This window comes from Rhizobium sp. RM, from assembly GCF_013390595.1.
Classification (GTDB): domain Bacteria; phylum Pseudomonadota; class Alphaproteobacteria; order Rhizobiales; family Rhizobiaceae; genus Agrobacterium.
Window position 1 is genome coordinate 211,877 of record NZ_JACAWV010000008.1, and the last position, 18,442, is coordinate 230,318.

The 18,442-nt window shown below is 57.1% G+C and carries 19 protein-coding genes; 4 read left to right on the plus strand and 15 right to left on the minus strand.

Annotated features, from left to right (window positions below):
• Window positions 1-14: 14 nt before the first annotated feature.
• The 9 genes from HWX89_RS09930 to HWX89_RS09970 form a co-directional block, all read right to left on the minus strand.
• Complete coding sequence (locus HWX89_RS09930) at window positions 15-1,109, minus strand: DUF1513 domain-containing protein (protein WP_138794324.1); 1,095 nt, start codon at window positions 1,107-1,109, stop codon at window positions 15-17.
• Window positions 1,109-2,230, minus strand: a complete 1,122-nt coding sequence (locus HWX89_RS09935) for an imelysin family protein (protein ID WP_138794325.1) — start codon at window positions 2,228-2,230, stop codon at window positions 1,109-1,111. The genes HWX89_RS09930 and HWX89_RS09935 overlap by 1 nt, the downstream gene beginning before the upstream one ends.
• A complete protein-coding gene (locus HWX89_RS09940; RefSeq protein ID WP_138794929.1) occupies window positions 2,230-3,753 on the minus strand; it encodes a di-heme oxidoreductase family protein in 1,524 nt (507 codons plus the stop codon). The genes HWX89_RS09935 and HWX89_RS09940 overlap by 1 nt, the downstream gene beginning before the upstream one ends.
• A 43-nt stretch (window positions 3,754-3,796) precedes the next feature.
• Window positions 3,797-5,074: an imelysin family protein gene (locus tag HWX89_RS09945; protein ID WP_138794326.1), complete on the minus strand. Its 1,278-nt coding sequence runs from the start codon at window positions 5,072-5,074 to the stop codon at window positions 3,797-3,799.
• Between the two features lie 155 nt (window positions 5,075-5,229).
• Window positions 5,230-6,519: an RsmB/NOP family class I SAM-dependent RNA methyltransferase gene (locus tag HWX89_RS09950; RefSeq protein ID WP_138794327.1), complete on the minus strand. Its 1,290-nt coding sequence runs from the start codon at window positions 6,517-6,519 to the stop codon at window positions 5,230-5,232.
• A gap of 60 nt (window positions 6,520-6,579) precedes the next feature.
• Window positions 6,580-6,948: a septal ring lytic transglycosylase RlpA family protein gene (locus tag HWX89_RS09955; RefSeq protein WP_138794328.1), complete on the minus strand. Its 369-nt coding sequence runs from the start codon at window positions 6,946-6,948 to the stop codon at window positions 6,580-6,582.
• 425 nt (window positions 6,949-7,373) lie between these two features.
• Window positions 7,374-8,246 (minus strand): SDR family oxidoreductase, encoded by an 873-nt coding sequence (locus HWX89_RS09960; protein WP_138794329.1) that lies wholly within the window; start codon window positions 8,244-8,246, stop codon window positions 7,374-7,376.
• A gap of 3 nt (window positions 8,247-8,249) precedes the next feature.
• A complete protein-coding gene (gene queG, locus HWX89_RS09965; protein WP_502707597.1) occupies window positions 8,250-9,401 on the minus strand; it encodes a tRNA epoxyqueuosine(34) reductase QueG in 1,152 nt (383 codons plus the stop codon).
• A 79-nt stretch (window positions 9,402-9,480) separates the two neighbouring features.
• Window positions 9,481-10,173: a glutathione S-transferase family protein gene (locus tag HWX89_RS09970; RefSeq protein ID WP_138794331.1), complete on the minus strand. Its 693-nt coding sequence runs from the start codon at window positions 10,171-10,173 to the stop codon at window positions 9,481-9,483.
• Between the two features lie 157 nt (window positions 10,174-10,330).
• Between HWX89_RS09970 and HWX89_RS09975 the strand changes: the two genes are divergently transcribed.
• Window positions 10,331-11,137: an undecaprenyl-diphosphate phosphatase gene (locus HWX89_RS09975; protein ID WP_138794332.1), complete on the plus strand. Its 807-nt coding sequence runs from the start codon at window positions 10,331-10,333 to the stop codon at window positions 11,135-11,137.
• 528 nt (window positions 11,138-11,665) lie between these two features.
• Here the strand turns inward: HWX89_RS09975 and HWX89_RS09980 are convergent.
• The 6 genes from HWX89_RS09980 to dnaN all read right to left on the minus strand — a co-directional run bounded on the left by HWX89_RS09980 (window position 11,666) and on the right by dnaN (window position 16,292).
• The gene (locus tag HWX89_RS09980; RefSeq protein WP_138794334.1) at window positions 11,666-12,646 is read right to left on the minus strand and encodes a complex I NDUFA9 subunit family protein; all 981 of its coding nucleotides are present in this window, start codon (window positions 12,644-12,646) and stop codon (window positions 11,666-11,668) included.
• 122 nt (window positions 12,647-12,768) lie between these two features.
• Window positions 12,769-13,056, minus strand: coding sequence for a DUF1330 domain-containing protein (locus tag HWX89_RS09985; protein WP_138794335.1), 288 nt, complete (start codon window positions 13,054-13,056; stop codon window positions 12,769-12,771).
• Between the two features lie 23 nt (window positions 13,057-13,079).
• Entirely contained in the window at window positions 13,080-13,787 is a 708-nt protein-coding gene (gene pyrF, locus HWX89_RS09990; RefSeq protein WP_138794336.1) for an orotidine-5'-phosphate decarboxylase, read from the minus strand.
• A gap of 4 nt (window positions 13,788-13,791) precedes the next feature.
• Window positions 13,792-14,373, minus strand: a complete 582-nt coding sequence (locus tag HWX89_RS09995) for a histidine phosphatase family protein (RefSeq protein WP_138794337.1) — start codon at window positions 14,371-14,373, stop codon at window positions 13,792-13,794.
• Between the two features lie 15 nt (window positions 14,374-14,388).
• On the minus strand, window positions 14,389-14,982 hold the full coding sequence (pmtA, locus tag HWX89_RS10000; RefSeq protein WP_138794338.1) for a phospholipid N-methyltransferase PmtA: 594 nt from the start codon (window positions 14,980-14,982) through the stop codon (window positions 14,389-14,391).
• A 191-nt stretch (window positions 14,983-15,173) separates the two neighbouring features.
• On the minus strand, window positions 15,174-16,292 hold the full coding sequence (dnaN, locus tag HWX89_RS10005; RefSeq protein ID WP_138794339.1) for a DNA polymerase III subunit beta: 1,119 nt from the start codon (window positions 16,290-16,292) through the stop codon (window positions 15,174-15,176).
• 311 nt (window positions 16,293-16,603) lie between these two features.
• Between dnaN and rsmI the strand changes: the two genes are divergently transcribed.
• Genes rsmI through HWX89_RS10020 form a run of 3 tightly spaced genes read left to right on the plus strand, consistent with a single transcriptional unit; the run spans window position 16,604 to window position 18,406 of the window.
• Complete coding sequence (rsmI, locus tag HWX89_RS10010; RefSeq protein WP_353505677.1) at window positions 16,604-17,476, plus strand: 16S rRNA (cytidine(1402)-2'-O)-methyltransferase; 873 nt, start codon at window positions 16,604-16,606, stop codon at window positions 17,474-17,476.
• Window positions 17,466-17,834 carry a YraN family protein gene (locus HWX89_RS10015; RefSeq protein ID WP_138794341.1) on the plus strand — a complete coding sequence of 123 codons (369 nt, stop codon included), beginning with the start codon at window positions 17,466-17,468 and terminating at the stop codon, window positions 17,832-17,834. The genes rsmI and HWX89_RS10015 overlap by 11 nt, the downstream gene beginning before the upstream one ends.
• Before the next feature lie 11 nt (window positions 17,835-17,845).
• Entirely contained in the window at window positions 17,846-18,406 is a 561-nt protein-coding gene (locus HWX89_RS10020) for a sugar O-acetyltransferase (RefSeq protein ID WP_138794342.1), read from the plus strand.
• Window positions 18,407-18,442 lie beyond the last annotated feature (36 nt).

Sequence of the window (18,442 nt, forward strand, 5' to 3'; positions counted from 1 at the left end):
TGTTTTTCAGCATTTTAGCGGGACATACGTACGATATGCTGGTCCCATGCAACATTGCTGCGGGTTGTTTCGAAAAGCCCGTCATAAGACGATACGGCAACGCTCTTTGCTGAAGGTGCCACGCCTGCAGCGTCCCGAACTGTCGTTTCGGAAATGACCTGACCGGTTTTTGCATCGAGTTCTACAGCCGAATTGCCATTGGGAGAGGTCAGCCCGACAATGCCGGCTTTCCTGTTGACGGCAATCGCACCGACATAGTTCGCCAGACGCAACGTCGTCTCTTCGGGGAGATCCATGAAGGTGACGTCTTCGCCTTTCGAAAAATACCCGACCAGAGGTGGCAGGTCGTTGCGCGGTCCCTCATATTGGCAGGCAAACCAGATGCGCCCGTCGCCACCCAGATCGACATGGCGGGTGGAAAGCTGTTGCAGCTTTTGCGGCATGGTGTGTTTTTGAACGAGGTGTCCGGTGGCAGCATCCAGCAACACCAGCGATGGTTCCATACGATCGACATTGAGCTTGGTGCGGCCAAAGTCGGGATGGGTTTCGATGCCGCCGTTCGCGATGACGATCATCGTACCATCGTCGCTCACCGTCATGTCGTGGGTGCCGATACCGTGTGCGTCATATTCGCCAATACGACGGAAGCTGTCACGAGCGTCGTAAAGCCCGATGACGCCGCGATTGCCATCGAAGTCGTTTTCGCTGGCATAGAGGATCGTACCGTCAGGCGAGAATTGTCCATGGCCGTAGAAATGACGGTTCTCCGGGGTGTGCACCACAGTGGGTTCTCGGCCACCGACCGGATCAAGAGCCATGAAGAAAGTGCCCGGCCGCCGGGCAAAAGCCACCACGGTGCCCGATACCCGGCTGACCGCCATTCCATGCGCTCGTGCCGGTAACGTGACCCGGTCGATGATCTGTCCTGCTTCGCTGACGGTTGCAATACCATAGCCACCATCGGCACCACGAAAGGCCGAGGCGAAGACTGCATCGGTTCGCTCCAGGGCGAAAAGCGAACGGGGAGCAAGGGTTGCCAGAAACGGCAGACCCGCTGCTTTCATGAAGCTTCGCCGGTCGATCAGCGTGCGAACACCGCCTGGCATCATCAGTCCCCGTCTGCAAAGGAGAAGCCGGAACTCAGACCGATTGCACCACCATACTGGTCGTTGAGGCGATAGATCAGATCCTTGCCGTTCAACAGCAGGTAATCCACCTTGGCGCGCTGCTCCTTGTTGTCGAGTGCCTTCTCAACATCGGGCTCAATGCCGCCGGCAACGCGGATCATCGACTTGGCGAGGAAATCGATGGAACTGACGATAGAACGTTGGTCTGGCGGCAGGAGATCGGTCATGTTCGCCGTATGAAGCAGACCCTGAACGGCGGCGATATTGGTGGAGATGCTTTTCCAGGTCAGGCCTGAACGGCGGTAAATTGCCGTCCGTGGGAAGTCCGCCTTGTCCGGCCCCTTATAAAAAGTTTCAATTCGCTGGTCTCGAATGGCCTCGGAACCGTGCACGAGAATGCCGAGCAGGGCGACCAAAGCCTCTCGTTCGTCACGGAACACGGGATTATCAGGTCCGGGTTGCGTCCAGTGTTGAGCGGCGCCATCGGGCGCCTTCCAAAGGCCGGTGAGTTCCTTGGCGACATTGGCGATGTTGCCGGCAATCGCTGTCCCGTAGCGGCAACGAAAATCGCCCGCTTTCCCATGGAGTTCGTCGGCATCGGTACCGTAAAGTACGAATTCCAGTGCTCCCAGTCCCTGTGCTGCAACGCTTTTACCCTTCAGGCCATTTGCGGTCGTAACGCTTTCGTCCTTGCTGGCGAGGTAGCCTTGCACCTGTTTCAGCCCAAGTCCCTTTTTATCTGGATAGTAGAGCACCCGCTCAAAACGGTTTTGCTCGATGACCGGACCAACACGCACGATCTCGATGGTGGACCATTTCTGCACCGTATCCACAAAAGCGTCTTTTGCTGCTGCCTCAGTCTCAGGCGAAGGTGCCGCGCAGAAAGCCATCATTTTGCTTTGCAACGTTTCGGCCGAGGCCTGGAAGCGCTCATAACCGGGGCGGATGAAGCCGTTCACGGCCTTTTCCAGCACGCCTCGAACCTGGGCGGGGTTGAGCGGCGGCGGTGGCATCAATTCCACGTCCTGCGCCTTGGCGGGCAGGGCGATCAGCACCATCAACAGGGAAAGAAGGCCGGGCAGTTTTCGCATTTTGGTGTTCATTAAAGGGACTCCAGAAAGGCCAGCAAAGCCTGCCGGTCGGATTTTGGCAAGGTGGCAAAGGCATTGCGGGCTTTTTCGGCCTCGCCGCCGTGCCATAAGATCGCTTCCATCAGGCTGCGCGCGCGCCCGTCGTGGAGGTAAAAGCCGTTTCCGTTGACAGCCTGCGTCAGGCCGATACCCCAAAGTGGCTGGGTTCGCCACTCCCTGCCGCTTGCGTCGCCGACCTGCTGACCATCGGCGAGGCCCTCGCCCATGTCATGCAACAGAAAGTCGGAGTAGGGCCAGATGAGCTGGAAGGAATGAAGATCATTCCTGGCATCCCGCCGGGTGACGAATTTCGGCCTGTGACAGGCAGTGCAGCCGGCTGCGTAAAACATTTCCTTTCCACGCAATACGGTCGGTTCGCCAACATTGCGGCGCTGCGGCACGGCAAGATTTTCGGTATAAAAAGTCACAAGATCAAGCACCGGATCGGGGGCTTCTGAAGAGCCGAGCCGTGGCTGCACGCCGGTCGGCATGGCGAGACAGTCTGTCTGTGCCTCGGTGCAATCGCCATAGGCGTTCTCGGCATCCGGCGTGGAGATGCCGATGTCGTGTGAAAAAGCACTCGAACTCTGGTCGCGGACACTGGCATTTTGCGCCTTCCAGCCGAAACGACCAAGTTTGACCTCGCCGCTTCGGTGATCCCGTACCCACGCTGCCTTGCCAGAAATGCCGTCGCCGTTGGCGTCGTTCGGATCGGCAAGGGCGATGATATCCGCCTCAGAAATTGCTTCGATCAGTCCGAGACCAAGCGTCGGCATGGCAATACGCGCCGACAGTGTCGTGTCTTCTCCGAGAGGACCATATTGAGGCTCTGCTACGCTATAGAGAGGCTTGCGCAGCGTAACGGTCTCGCCGTCGCCGAGAAGGACGGGCTGCTCCGTATAGCTGACGACCAGCTTGCCTTCGGCTTTCAGACCTGGAATGGCAAGGTTTTGTAGCTGTGCGCCATAGATCGCATCGGGAAAATTCAGGATCTCGTGGCTGGCGATGGCCTGTCGTTCTGCCTCATTGCGGGCCGGACGTGCCAGCCGCAGGAACATCGATACGGCATCCTCACCAGCAAGCGGGGGGCGACCTCTGCCGTCCTTGACGTGACACGTCTGGCAGGAGCGTGCATTGAAAAGCGGTCCCAGGCCATCAGACGCTTGTGTCGACGAGGGGGAGGAGACCCAGAGCTTCTGGAAGAGCGCGTTCCCGAGCCTGAAATCCTGTACCTTCTCGGAGGACATGTTGGCGGAAGGGTGAGAAAAGGCACCGGTTCCGGGTTTGGACTTACTCGTCGCAGCCCCGGCTGGCATGGCTTCGAAGGCTTCGGGTTTTGAAAAATCTGCGGCTGGCTCTGTGACAGCCAGAACGCGCTGCCGATCTTTTTCCGTTAAATCGTCGCGCAGAGGCGAGGCAAGCGTCACCGATGCCGCAAGGCATGCGACCCCGGCAAAAATAAGTGGCTTGCGGATCGGCGGCAGCACAAAAAACATCAGAAGGCAAAAGGGGCCGTGGAAGACCACGACCCCTCATATCTTACTTGAAGACGGTATTCGGATTGTCGAGGCTGTCGGAGCCTTCGAGTTCGATCTTGCCGAGATCAAGTGCGGCGATCACCCGCTCGATGGTTTTCGTCTGGTCGAGAAGGCCGTCGATGGCGGCCTGGACAACAGCGTTGCCCTCCTTGTTGCCTTCGCCGATCATCTGATCGTAGGCTTCAACGGTCTGGGCGCGCTTTTCCATGGCATGCATGGCGTCGAGTGTCTTGTTGAGCTTCGACGTCATTTCGTCGTTCAGCGCCTTGTCCTTCGCGCCAACCAGTTCGGAAAGCGAGGCGCCGGTCATCTTGGTACCATCAGCGCGGGTGTATTCGCCCGTATAGGCCGACGCGATCCCGACAGCATCGTAAAGATGCGAGTTGTATGTGTTGTCGGAGAAGCAATCGTGCTCTTCTTCCGGATCGTGTAGCAGAAGGCCGAGTTTCATGCGCTCGCCCGCGAGTTCACCGTAAGACAGCGACCCCATACCCGTCAGAATGGCAGTCAGGCCAGCCTTGGGATCAGCTTCGATCGTCTTGGTGGCCTCACCCTCAGGCGCCCACGCGTCCACCATGTCCTGCAGATCCTTGACCAGCAGCGTAGAGGCGGATTTCAGGTATTCGGCACGGCGATCGCAATTGCCATTGGTGCATTTGGCCTTGTCGTAATCGGTATAGGGGCGGTTGCCCGCACCCGGTCCGGTGCCATTCAGATCCTGGCCCCACAGCAGGAATTCGATGGCGTGGTAACCGGTCGTCACGTTGGCTTCCACATCGCCCGCTTCGCTCAGGCTTTCAATCAGTTCCGGCGTGATCTTGGTCGCGTCAACCTCTTCGCCGCCGATCTTGATCGTCTTGTTGGCGATGATGTTTGCGACGTAAAGTTCGTTTTCATCGCTTTCGGTGCCGTAGGAGCCGTCGACGTAGTCGATGAGACCTTCATCCAGCGGCCAGGCGTTGACCTTGCCTTCCCATTCGTCAACGATCGGGTTGCCGAAGCGATAAACCTCGGATTGCTGGTAAGGCACGCGTGCCTTGATCCATGCCGTACGTGCCGCCTTCAGAGTTTCATCGCTCGGGCTGGCGATCAGGGCATCGATTGCCTTGTCCAATGCCTTGGCCGTGATGAGTGAATCTTCGTATTTCGCGTGCGCGACATCGGCGTAATGTTTCACGACGGCGGCGGCATCGGTTGCCGCTCGTGCTGGAAGCGCAGTGAACGCTGCGGATGCTGCCAGAAGCGCAGCGGATGCGCCAAGTATGGTTTTGCGGATCATGATCCCTCTCCTTCAGCAGACGTGACATTGCATCACGCTACGGGAAGCGAGTTCTGAACCAATCACAAACTTGTGTCAAACATTCTAGTTTAGAACCTTTGGAAACAATCTTCTGCAAGTTTTGCCCAGTAAAATCTGTGCGTGCAAAGACCGTTTTATTGTTTGCGTTTCATCACGCTAAAGAAAAACCCGTCAGTATCTGTGGTTGCAGGCGTCAACGTCACGGTCTCGTTGTCGGCGGAATGTGGCTTTCTCGCCTGAGCACCGAAAACACTGGTCCAGCGCGCAACAGCAGAGCCCATGGAAAATTCCGGGTTCTCATCGCAGAAGCGGCGGACCTGCCGCTCGTTTTCTTCTGGCAGGACCGAACAGGTAACATAAAGCAACTCGCCACCGGGCCGTACGAACACCTTTGCCTGATCCAGAGCTTCCGCCTGCTGGCCGACGCGTTCTTCGAGATTGCGCTGCGTCAACCGCCATTTCGTGTCGGGCCGTCTGCGCCAAGTTCCGGTGCCGGTGCAGGGCGCATCGACCAGAACACGATCGAACTTTTCAGTGAACGGAGCAAGGCCGGATGCACGGTCGTGCACCTGCACATTGCGCGTGCCGGCGCGCTTCAGACGTTCGATGATCGGTGCCAGACGTTTGCGGTCGGCATCGAAGGCATGCACCTGTCCCTTGTTGTTCATGCTGGCGGCCATGGCCAGCGTCTTGCCGCCACCGCCTGCACAATAATCAAGAACCTGCTCGCCTTCTTGAGCGCCAGCCAGATCGGCCACGATCTGAGAGCCTTCGTCCTGAACCTCGAACCAGCCTTTTTGAAAGGAAAGTTCCGCAGTGACATTTGGCAGTCGGGAAGGGCCCTCGCCTGCAGCGATGCGTACACCCTGGCGGGCGATCCGTGTTGCTTCGGCGCCGCTTTCCTCCAGCGCCTTCAAAACCTTCTCGCGTGTTGCCTTCAAGGTGTTGGCGCGCAGGTCGAGCGTCGGGCGTTCGTTGAGCGCCTTTGCTTCCTCCAGCCATCTTTCCCCGAAAGCGGCCTCGAAAGAAACCTGCACCCATTCAGGAATGTCACCCTGAATATGCAACGGGGCATCGGTAAGTGCGCGCGTGGTGAAAGCCTTGACGGCGTCGTCGGACAGGGCGGCGGGTGCGAACTTGTCGCCATCGAATTCCGCTGCAAGCTGTTCGAGTGATTTGCCCCATTGTCGCAGCATGACCGCATAACCGAGCGCATTGGCGCTGTCGTCTTCCATCAGCCATGCGTGGGAGAGTTTCATGCGCAGGGCATCGTAGACGATGTTGCCAATGGCGGCCCTGTCACCTGACCCGGCAAAACGATGCGCGAGGCCCCAATCCTTCAGGGCATCGGCCACGGGGCGTCTACGTCCCTCGATATCCGCCAATACCTCGATGGCTCCGGCCAAACGTCCGCCTAAACGCATTGTCTACCTCTTTTTGCTGGTTGCCCGGTTGGTAGACGCGAATGGCGGCGAGGGCAAGGCTCATTTGGCGGAAACGATCTCGTAGCAAACTTTGGCCGTACCGGAGCTAATCATGCCGATATGATTGGCGGCTGCCTTGGACAGGTCGAGAACACGACCCTTGATGAACGGTCCGCGATCATTGATGCGGACGACAACGGCTTTACCGTTACGGGCATTGGTGACCTTGACCTTGGTGCCGAACCGCAGCGAACGATGTGCCGCGGTAAGATGAGCAGCGTTCATACGCTCGCCCGAAGCAGTCTTGGAGCTCAACGCATACCACGATGCGCCCCCGCAACCGTTTGCCGCAGACGCCTGAAGAGGCGCGATGATGGAACAGACGGCAATAGTTGCAGCGGTGAAAGTTATACGGCGGATGTTCAACAAACTGTGCTTCCCTGATACTCGGCCCCGCGCCGATTGAATTTGCCCTTGCTTGAAAGCCATTGAGCGGCTTGAACGCGTTTGAATGCGTGATTGTAGGGCGAGGGAAAAATGGCGAAAAAAAGCTGAATTCCAATCACGAACTGTTACAACATGTAACATTCGTGATTGCATTTGGAGAACCCATGCGGATGAAGTTTTGCGCAAAACTGGAAAAAGTAACGCGGAATCAAAGCCAAAGCGGAATAGCGTTGCTGCTCTCGAATTTGTGAATCGAGTTCACGAAATGTGAGTGAAATATTTTTCTAATAGCTACGATTTTAGCGAATCGCGTCTAGTTAATAAAATCATAATAGGCAGAAATGCGACGAAATCTATCCTGAAAAATGGCTTTGGAAGGATTTTTCATCGCTTTCAAGGTCGCGATTTCAGCCCCGCCAAACGCCGTCTTGCCAGAGTTGCTCGAGCGACATCCGGTAGTTGGGAAACTCGAAATCGAAGCCAAGCGCACTAAGTTTTCCATTCGAAACGCGCTTGTTCTCACCGTAGAAGGAACGCGCCATCGGCGTCAGTTCAGCGGTCTCGAAGGCTTGTTCGGGCGGTGGCTCTTTCCCCATCAGGGAGGCGGCATAGGTCACCACATCCTGCGGCGGCGACGGCTCGTCATCGGTGATGTTGAAGATGCCATCCTCGTTACGTCGTAACAAAAAAGCACCGGCAGATCCGATGTCCTCGACACGGATACGGTTGAACACCTGGCCGGTTTTTACCAGCCGCCGGGCAATACCCTTTTCGAAATTGACGAAAGCGTTGCGGCTGGGCCCATAGATGCCGGACAATCGCAGCACGGCAAGAGGTACGTTGGCTTTGAGAGCTGCGGTCGACCAGGCATTTTCTGCGGCCAGTCTCTCCACCGACCGGCTTGAAACAGGTCGGCATGGGCTGTCCTCATCGACCCAGGCGCCGTCGTGGTCGCCGTAGACGCCGACAGTTGAAAGATACGCAACCCATCTCAGTTCCGGGAAAAACCGCCTTAGATCCCCCTCGGTCAGCCGCAACAACGGATCGTCGTCGTTCTTTGGCGCGATTGACTGAAAAAGATGGGTGGTCGTGCGCATCGCCTTCAGCAGTTCATCACCGAGCGTTTCACCGTCGAAAAGATGTGGCCACATTCCAGCCGTCGAAAGGCTCGCGAATTTCTCGGGACTGCGCGTTGTACCGTAGATGCGTTCTGAGTCCGGCTCCAGAGAGGCTGCAATCGCTTTGCCTGAATATCCTGCACCGAAAATCATGACTTGCATGGTTCACGCCTCTGCCTGCTGCCATTCATTCATTACGTCCGGATCTGTCTCCGACGCGCGTGTTGCAGCGTAAGCATGGAATTCGGCCCTGTCCATAAGCTGCGACAGTGCCCAGATTGCCATGCCGCGAACGTCCGGTGACGGGTCTTCCGCAAGCTGTCTGCATTGAGGCATAAATTGCCTGTCGCCGGAGTTTCCGGCAGCAATCAGGACATTGCGCACGAAGCGGTTCCGCCCGATGCGTTTGACGGGCGATCCACTGAAAAAGCTTCGGAAGGTCGGATCGTCCAGCGTCAGGAGAAACGCGATGGAGGGTTCTTTCAGGTCGTCGCGCGCCTGAAGTTTCATTTCCGAGGCGCTGGCTGCGAACTTGTTCCAGGGACAGGCCGCAAGACAGTCGTCGCACCCGTAGATGCGGTTGCCGATCATCGGACGAAATTCGTGCGGGATCGGACCTTTGTGTTCGATCGTGAGGTAGGAGATGCACCGCCGCGCGTCGAGTTGATAGGGGGCGGGAAACGCGTTGGTCGGGCAGGCGTCCAGACAGGCCCGGCATGAACCGCAATGGTCCTTTTCCGGTTCATCCGGACAGAGTTCTGCGGTGGTGAACATGCTACCCAGAAAGAGCCAGGAGCCATGTGTACGGCTGACGAGGTTGGTATGCTTTCCTTGCCAGCCAAGACCGGCTGCCGCCGCCAACGGTTTTTCCATCACGGGCGCTGTGTCCACGAAGACTTTGACGTCTTCACCGGCGCGCGCGGCAAAGCGGGTGGCAATTTCCTTTAGCCGCCCTTTGATCACATCATGGTAATCGCGGTTGCGGGCATAAACCGAAATGGCGGCTTTATCGGTTTTTTGCAAAATGGGGCGTGGATCTTCATCGGGACCATAGTTCAGTCCGAACATCACGATGGAGCGGACATCGCCCCACAACGTCTTCGGTGTCGCGCGACGTGCCTCTGTTTCCTCCATCCACGCCATGGTGCCGTGGTAGCCGCTTTCGAGAAATGCGCGCAGCCGGTCTGGAGCAAGCGGTATGCTGTCCGGGGTGGTTATGCGGCACAAATCGAAGCCAAGCGAAAGCGCTTCCTGACGGACGAAGTCCGTCAGCTTGCGTGCGCGTAACCGCTGCTTCTCGCTCGCAACGTCGATGATCGTGTCTCCTGCTGGCCGTAGTGCCCTGATTATAGATAGTGGCTAACCGGCAGCAATCGAGCCTGAAAAGGATTGTCTCTCAGAAATCCAGGTCGGCGTAGTGAGAGGACGGAGCAAGCCGGGGAATGCGTTCGCTCAGGAACTGACGGAAAGAAGGACGGGATTTTACCCGCTGATACCATTCTTTCGCGATCGGTGCTTCGAGCCAGTTGATCTCACCTAGATAGTCGAGAACCGACACCGCCGATGCGGCTGCAAGGTCCGCGTAGCTCAGCCGATCACCAGCAAGCCAGGTCCGGGAGCCGGCCAGCCATTCCAGATATTTGATATGCTGGCGGATATTGTTGCGGGCGGTGCGCAGCAGTTTGGAATCCGGAGGACCACCGCCTTGAGCGGCCGTCATCTGCAGCTTGTAGACGCGCTCGCGCACCAATGGCCTGGTTACGTCGTTTTCCATCTTCTGCAAAAACCACTCTGTCAGGCGACGGATTTCGGCGCGCTGGAACGGGTCTTCCGCCAGAAGACGCCTGTCGCGCTTCAACACGCCATGCGTTTCGTCAAGAAACTCGGCCAGCACATAGGGGCCGCTGAGCGAACGCATGTTGTCGTCAACATAGACGGGCAGGGTGCCGGCAGGATTGAGCGCCAGGAACTCCCGACGTCTCTCCCAAGGTTGCTCCTCCACGAGATCGGTCTGGAAACCGTATTCCGCAAGGATCAGCCGAACAAACCGGGATGCGGTCGACATCGGAGAATGATAGAGAGTTGGCATTGGTACTCGAATTTGTGATTGGGGTTCATGTCCGGCGTTCGCCGAAGACATTTTCAGTTTCGCTTCATCAAGACGCTATAAAAGCGCGGGCACTTTAAAACAAGTTTAACGCAATTTCTTTCAATCCTCATCTCTTCCTGAAAATCAAGGAGATCTCATGGGCGACCAATCGATCATCAGTGCGCTTCTACTGGGGATAATCGAAGGTCTGACGGAGTTCATTCCCGTTTCCTCAACGGCGCATGTCCTGCTCGCCGGTCACTTTCTCGGCTTCAAGTCACCCGGCAATACCTTTGCAGTGCTGATCCAGCTCGGTGCGATCCTCGCCATTCTTCTGGTGTATTTTCAAAAGCTTGTGTCGATCGCTCTATCGTTGCCGACAAGTCAGAAGGCGCGTCGGTTCGTGTTGGCCGTGCTGCTCGCTTTCCTGCCTGCAGCCGTTATCGGCGCCATCGCGCATGATTTCATCAAGTCGGTGCTGTTTGAAACTCCGATGCTTATCTGCATTGTGCTGATCCTCGGCGGGATCATCCTTCTTGCTGTCGATCGCATGCCCATCAAACCGAAATATACAGATGTCATGGACTATCCGCCCTCGCTTGCCTTCAAGATTGGACTTTTCCAGTGCCTTGCAATGATTCCGGGAACGTCGCGTTCCGGCGCCACCATTGTCGGCTCGCTGTTGATGGGAACAGATAAACGTTCGGCCGCAGAGTTTTCGTTCTTCCTGGCCATGCCGACGATGCTCGGCGCCTTTGTGCTCGATCTTTACAAGAACAGGGACGCACTGACGTTTGATGACGGCGCGTTGATTGCCGTCGGTTTTATCGCGGCCTTCGTATCGGGCCTGTTTGTCGTGCGTTCGCTGCTGGATTTTGTCTCGCGCCGCGGTTTCGCACCCTTTGCCTGGTGGCGGATTGCCATCGGCACGCTCGGGCTTATTGCGTTGCTGGTGTTCGGCTGAACATCAACCCTACCATCCGTCCATCAAAAAAGCGCCCCGGAATATCCGGCGGCGCTTTTTTTAAATCGTCATGAATTCGATCAGTTGGTTTTGATCGACGCCGTTGCGCAAGGGTCAACGCCGTATGCCGGTGAACAACCGCTCTTACCTGCTGCAACCGTACCCGGCGCCATGAAAGAACCCGCCAGAACCACCAAAGCCGCACACGCAAAAAAGAGTGCGATAGATCTGCCCATTTTATTGTTGCCTTTCAGACATTTGTTCGCGCGGAGCACACCGCGTTCAGTGAAGTTGAGGGTTCGGGAATATGCTTTGATTGTGGCCAATATCAATAAACCAGGTTGCTGAATACCGGGTTAATGCGAAGTATTTTCCACAGTTGCGCTTGTGCCACGCTTGCCTTGCCGCAGGCGGCTTTCATCGCTTTTTTTGCATTCGGTAGGCGGTTTTTTGAACACGACAATTCATCCCTTCCAATTGGAGGGTCAAACGCGCCAGAGAGGGAATGGTTGCGCCTGAAGCGATGCTTCAGGCGGCTTTGCCGGCATTGGAGAACTGGCCGTGCTGCCGGTACTGAACCATGTAGGATGGCAGAACCGAAGCGACGCGAACGGGCGTAATGCCGATGCCTTCCAGCGTCAGGCCATTCTTGTCGGCGTCTGCGGAGACCACATTGTCCTTTTTCAGCATCGTGACTTGGTCTGCGGTCAAGGGCGGTGCGATGAGCGGGATAAGCGAGGCGACCTTGCCGATCAGCGAGGCAACGCCAAAGGGCAGGTTCACGAACGGACGCTCACGATACGTCGCCGAAAGAACGGCCTCAAGACAGTCGCGGAATGTCATGACGTCCTGGCCACCGAGTTCGTAGGTCGCGCCGGGCTTCAGCTTGCCGTCGACACTGCGGGCGACAGCTTCCGCGACGTCTTCGACGTAGACAGGCTGGAATTTCGTTTTGCCACCGCCGATCAGCGGCAGGAATGGCAACGAACGGGCCATCTTGGCAAATTTGTTGAAGAAGTCGTCTTCAGGTCCGAACACGATCGATGGACGCAGGATCACGGCACTGGGCAGGACGGACAGGATAGCAGCCTCAGCGCGGCCCTTGGTGCGACCATAACCCGTCGTGGAGCTGGCATCTGCACCGATGGCAGAGATATGCGTCAAGGTTGCTCCGGCGTCGCGTGCGGCTTCGGCAATCGTCTTGGCACCGAATTCCTGTACGGCGTCAAAGGTGTTGCGGCCACTCTCGGCCAGAATGCCAACGCAGTTGACGACGTGATCAGCGTCCGCAATCGCTTTGACAACCGAGTCACGGTAACGCAGGTTTGCCTGTGCGAAAGAAATCTGACCGACATTGCCGAGTGGCTGCAGGAAGCCCGCGAGATCCGGTCTGCGGACCGCGACACGGATGCGGTAGCCACGCTTCGCCAGCATTCGCACGACATGCCGCCCGACGAAACCCGAACCGCCAAAAACGGTGACGAGAGGTGGAAGGTTGGCCAAGGTCATGGGGAAGGCTCCTCAGAGGCTGTAGATAAAGCGTTTTTTGTCTCTTAGCTCAAAGCTGCGCGCTCGTGAAGACATGTTGTCGCAGGCAATTGTGCTGTTTTGGGCAAGTGGTTTGATTGTCGTCAAATACCTTCGACAACGACAAATTCGGCGTCGGCAATTTCCTGACGGATTTTGGCAGCCGCCTGGTATTCCGGCGAATTGTAGCAATCGACCGCGTGTTGCACGGAAGGAAACTCGATAACGACGTTGCGTGCGCGAGATTTGCCTTCCAGTTCCGTCGAAAAGCCACCACGAGCAAGGAAATTCGCTCCGAAGCGCTCGAATGCCGGCTTTGCCGTCGATACATAATCCTTGTACCGCTCAGCGTCGCGGACATCCACGCGCGCGATCCAGTATCCCTTGGCCATGTTTGTCTCCTCCCTCTTATGATTTAGTTGTTTGCCGGAAAGCTTGCGCGCAGCATTTCGTCCAGAATGGCGCGGGCCGCTGCCTTCGGATCGTCCGCTTTGACGATCGGGCGGCCAACGACGAGATGGCTGGAGCCCGCCTTGATGGCATCATAAGGGGTCACCACGCGCTTCTGATCGCCTGCGTCAGCCCCGACGGGACGGATACCGGGTGTAACTACTGCAAGATCAGGGCCGAGAATTTCACGGACAGCGCCGGATTCTTCGGCCGAACAGACGATGCCGCCCATTCCGGCTTCGCGCGCCTGCTGGGCACGGCGAAGGACGAGCGAACGAGCATCCGATGCATAACCGGCGTCTGTGAGGTCCGCATCATCCATCGAGGTCAGAACCGTGACGCCAAGCAGGCACAGGCCGGAGCCTTCCGCAGCCTTGACGGCGGCGCGCATCGCTTTCGGGTAAGCGTGCAGGGTCAGCATCGACATGCCCATCTTGGCAATGTTTTCCACACCCGATGCGACGGTGTTGTCGATGTCGAGAAGCTTCATGTCGAGAAAAATCTTCTTGCCGCTCTGAGCGAGATCGCGCGCAAATTCCAGTCCGCCGGCAAACACGAGCTGATAACCGATCTTGTAGAAGAGGACTTCGTCGCCGATCTTCGAAACGATGTTTTCGGCCTCTTTTACAGTCGGAACGTCGAGCCCGACGATCAAGCGTTCGCGTGCGGTCATTATCTTATCCCTGCCATGTTTCCATTGCCGTCCAGTCGCATGTGATGCGCCTGTCCGCAAGGGAAAAACCGAAAAGATTGCCCCCGCCAGCCGGCTGATCGTGGCTGCGCCGGATCGGCTGCTGTGCGAGGTGGCATTTCAGCAGCGTTCCCACACCGCCGTGGCCGACAAAGGCAATCGGCATCGCCGGTGGATGATCTGCAAGAATGGCGTCGACAGCGGCAACGATGCGGTTTTGCGCATCCACCGCACGCTCCCATCCGTGGAAACTTTCGGTCGGATGCGCGAAAAACCAGTCTGCGGCCTTTTCGAACGCCGGCGGCGGCAGGAAGCCAGTGGCCGAACGATCGTTCTCGTGCATGCCCGCAACTGTCCGGACAGGTGCGCCGCTCGCCTCTGCGAGGATGCGGGCCGTTTCGATCGCCTTGGTCTCCTCGCTTGAAACGATACAACCCAGTCGTCGCGCCCAGGGCAGGCGGCTGGCCTTGAGGGCGCGTTCTGCGCCGAGATCGGACAGTCCCCATTCGGGAACGGGGACGTCGGGATCAATCTTGACCTGAGGGTGAGTGATGTAGAGCGCAAACATGCGCCCGACGATATGTCAGGCGCGCGTGTAGGTCCACAATTGCGCAGGCGGAATATTGCGGACGATAAAATCGAAATGGCGGATGTGGTAAAGGTGGGGTTGCGCCACGATGGGGGAAACCGGACCATAGGAAATCTGTACGACCGGGCGACCGTGGGGAATACGGTTCAGGAGTTCGTCGAGAAGCTTGATGCGCGCCGCCATCGGAAAGTTCAGCATCGGCACGGCTGAGATCACGCAGTCGAACATCTGGCTTTTGTCTGCGCCGAGCGTTGTGTTGAGGTCGAAGGCGTCGCCGTTGACGAAGTTCACACCAGGATAGCTCTTCAGAAGCTGCAGATAGAAGTCGCTGGAATATTCAATTGCAGTGAGGTTTTCAGGCTTGATGCCGCGCGCCAGAATGGCTTTGGTGATGACGCCCGTGCCAGGCCCGAGTTCGAGAACCGGCAAACCTGAATGCGGGTTGATGACACTCGCCATTTTCTTTGCGGTGATCGAGGAGGTTGGAACAATAGCGCCGACCTTCTTTGGCTGGTTGACCATCCCCTTGAAAAACCGGATCTCTTCCTCAAATTTTCTTTCGAAGCGCTGTTTCAGGTTTAGAGCCATAGTCCCCTCAGATTTGGTCATTGTCAAAAAACGGTCACAGCAATGTTGACCCCATTTGCCGCAAAAACAAGGCAAAATGTCGTAATTGGGAAAATTCGATCACGCTGATGTGTAGTCGCGAATCGAAACAAAAAAGCGCCGGAGACGTGGTCTTCGGCGCTTGCGATCGATTTTGAGGATAATTGGTCGTTTTAGACGCGCATCGGCATCAAAACATAGAGCGCATCGTCACCGGCAGTGTCGCGAACGAGCGTCGGTGAGCCCGCATCCGCCAGAAGGAAGATCGCGTCTTCACCGGAGAGCTGTGACGTGATGTCGAGCAGATATTTGGCGTTGAAGCCGATTTCCATCGAATCATGCTCATATCCGACAGCGACTTCTTCCGTTGCGCTGCCCGAATCAGGGTTGTTCACCGTCAGCGTCAACTGACCGTCCGTCAGTGCCAGTTTTACAGCGCGGCCGCGTTCGGACGAGATGGTCGATACACGGTCAACAGCCTGAGCGAAGGTCTGGCAATCGACGCGCATTTCCTTGTCGTTGTTCGTCGGGATGACGCGCTGATAGTCAGGGAATGTTCCGTCGATCAGCTTCGACGTCATGACGATCGAGCCGATGGTAAGGCGGATCTTGGCGTCGGAGACTTCAACCGTGACTTCGATTTCCGGATTGTCGACCAGCTTCTGCAATTCGCCAACGGTCTTGCGCGGAATGATGATGCCGGGCATGCCTTCCGAACCGGAGGGAGCATCCACGTCGGCACGCGCCAGACGGTGGCCGTCCGTCGCCACGGCGCGCAGCTTCAGGTCGCCTTTGCTTTCGATGGTGTGGAAGAAAATGCCATTCAGATAATAGCGCGTTTCCTCGGTGGAAATCGCAAACTGGGTGCGATCGATCAGCATCTTCAGATCGGTCGCTTTCAGCTTGAAGGTGTGGCTGAAGGTGCCGGCAGTCAGATCGGGGAAGTCGCCTTCCGGCAGGCATTGCAGCGAGAATTTCGAGCGACCGGAAGCGACAGTCATGGTCGAACCATCCGGATTGGTGGCCAGAAGCACTTCGGAACCATCCGGCAGTTTGCGGACGATTTCGTAAAGCAGATGTGCCGGAACGGTCGTCGCGCCAGCCTGCTCTACCATCGCAGGGGTTGCTTCAGTGATTTCCAGATCGAGGTCCGTCGCCTTCATGTCGAGATTGGCGCCGGAAGCGCGCAAAAGCACGTTGGAGAGGATCGGAATCGTATTGCGACGCTCGACGACCCGGTGGACGTGGTTCAGCGATTTCAGAAGGTTGGACCGCTCAAGAGTAATACGCATGGACGCTACCGCTTTCAACCGTTGCGACCCGGCCGCCGCCGGATCGGCAAAAAGAGTCATGTCCGGCCGGGAAGCCGGATGATGTGGACGGGCAAAATGGCAGAGTTATTGTCGAAAATGCAAGAGGCGAGTGAGCCCGCAACGTTTCATTTTGGTGCTATACAGCTCGATCCACAGGTTAGGGTGGCTCTTGGGCCTTGTTCGCCGGTTTTCTATTCCCCATAAAGGGTTGAAAATACCAAGGATTGGAATGGCGTGTGACTGAAGACGTATCCCACAGCGGTAGCAACAATGCTGCGAAGAGTTTCAGGATAGGGACGGCAACTGTTCCGGCACGACCAATTGAACCCGCGCTTTATCTGGTTGCCACGCCGATCGGAAATCTTGGCGATATTACCTTGCGTGCGTTGGAAACCCTGGCGTCGGCCGATGTTCTGGCCTGCGAGGATACCCGCGTTACCCGCGTTTTGCTGGAGCGTTACGGCATTCGTACGCGTCCCATCGCCTATCACGAGCACAATGCGCAGGAAGCCGGGCCAAAGCTGATTGCAGCGCTTGAAGCTGGAAAATCGGTGGCGCTCGTTTCCGATGCAGGAACGCCGCTGGTATCCGACCCCGGATATCGTCTTGGTCAACTGGCCCTTGAAGCAGGGCATCGCGTCGTTCCAATTCCGGGTGCATCGGCACCGCTGGCCGCCCTCGTCGGGTCGGGCATGCCAAGTGATGCCTTTCTGTTTGCGGGTTTTCTGCCCGTCAAGGATCGTGGCAAGCGGGACCGTTTTTCGGAACTGGCAAAGATCCCTGCGACGCTGATCTTCTTTGAATCGCCGCATCGCATCGCCGCAACGGTGAAGGTTGCCTCGGAGGTGCTGGGTCGGGATCGCCGCGCGGTCGTGTGTCGCGAACTGACCAAAACCTTCGAAGAATTCCGGCGCGGCACATTGGGTGAGCTGGCCGACTATTATGATGATGGTCGCGCTGTGAAGGGCGAAATCGTGCTGCTTATCGAGCCTCCTTCCTACGACGAAATTCCAGATATCGAGGATGTCGAAAAGCTGCTCAAGGATCTGGTTTCCACCATGCCCGCCGCCAAGGCAGCCGGCGACGCGGCAAAGCTTACGGGCCTTCCGCGCAAGGAGCTTTACCAGCGGCTTCTTGATATGAAGGATGCTGATGGCAAGTGAGCCGCTTGAGAGGAAAAGACGGCGCGCTGAACGGCGTGGCCACACCGCCGAATACTGGGCGGCTCTTTATCTCATGCTCAAGGGTTACCGCATTCTCGCCATTCGTTACCGAACGCGTCTCGGAGAAATCGATCTCGTTGCGCGCAAGAAAAATGTCGTTGCCATCATTGAGGTCAAGGCGAGGCGCTCGGTCAGTGGCGCCGTCGACGCGGTCGGTTGGCATTCACAGCAGCGCATTCGTGCCGCTGCCGATATCTGGCTGTCCCGTCGCAAGGATTTCAGCGAGCTTTCCGTGCGGTTCGATATCGTTGCCGTCATGCCGCGTCGCCTGCCGAGACACTTTGTCGATGCGTTTTAAGAGGAAACACCATGTCCGGTGAACGGGAAAAAATGGCTGCTGGCGAATGGTATTCTTGTCTGGACGATGAGCTCGACGCTTTGCGGAAAATGGCTCGCCGCGCTGTTCATCAGCACAATACGATGCCACCGGATGAGCGCGCCTCAATGGCGCCGTTGCTGCACTCGCTTTTTTCTTCAGCTTCCACAAGTGCGTTCATCGAAGCGCCTTTTCATTGCAGCTATGGTTTCAATATTACCCTTGGCGACAACGTCTATCTGAACGCCGGCTGCGCCATTCTCGATTCTGCACCCGTACAGATTGGCGACGGTTCCATGCTTGGGCCGGGCGTGCAGATCTATTGTGCCGAACACCACAAGGATACGGTTTTGCGATCGAAAGGCATCGAGATCGCCAAGCCGGTGACCATTGGCAAGGATGTCTGGATCGGCGGCGGCGCCATCATCTTAGCCGGCGTTACCATTGGTGATGGTGCCATCGTAGGTGCCGGTTCCGTGGTCACCAGGAACGTCGCGCCAGCTACAACCGTAGTTGGTAATCCAGCGCGTGCGGTTCAGCACAAAATTGCCTGAGCAGCCGCATTTCGTGCTTTTGCCGAACGAACGCAT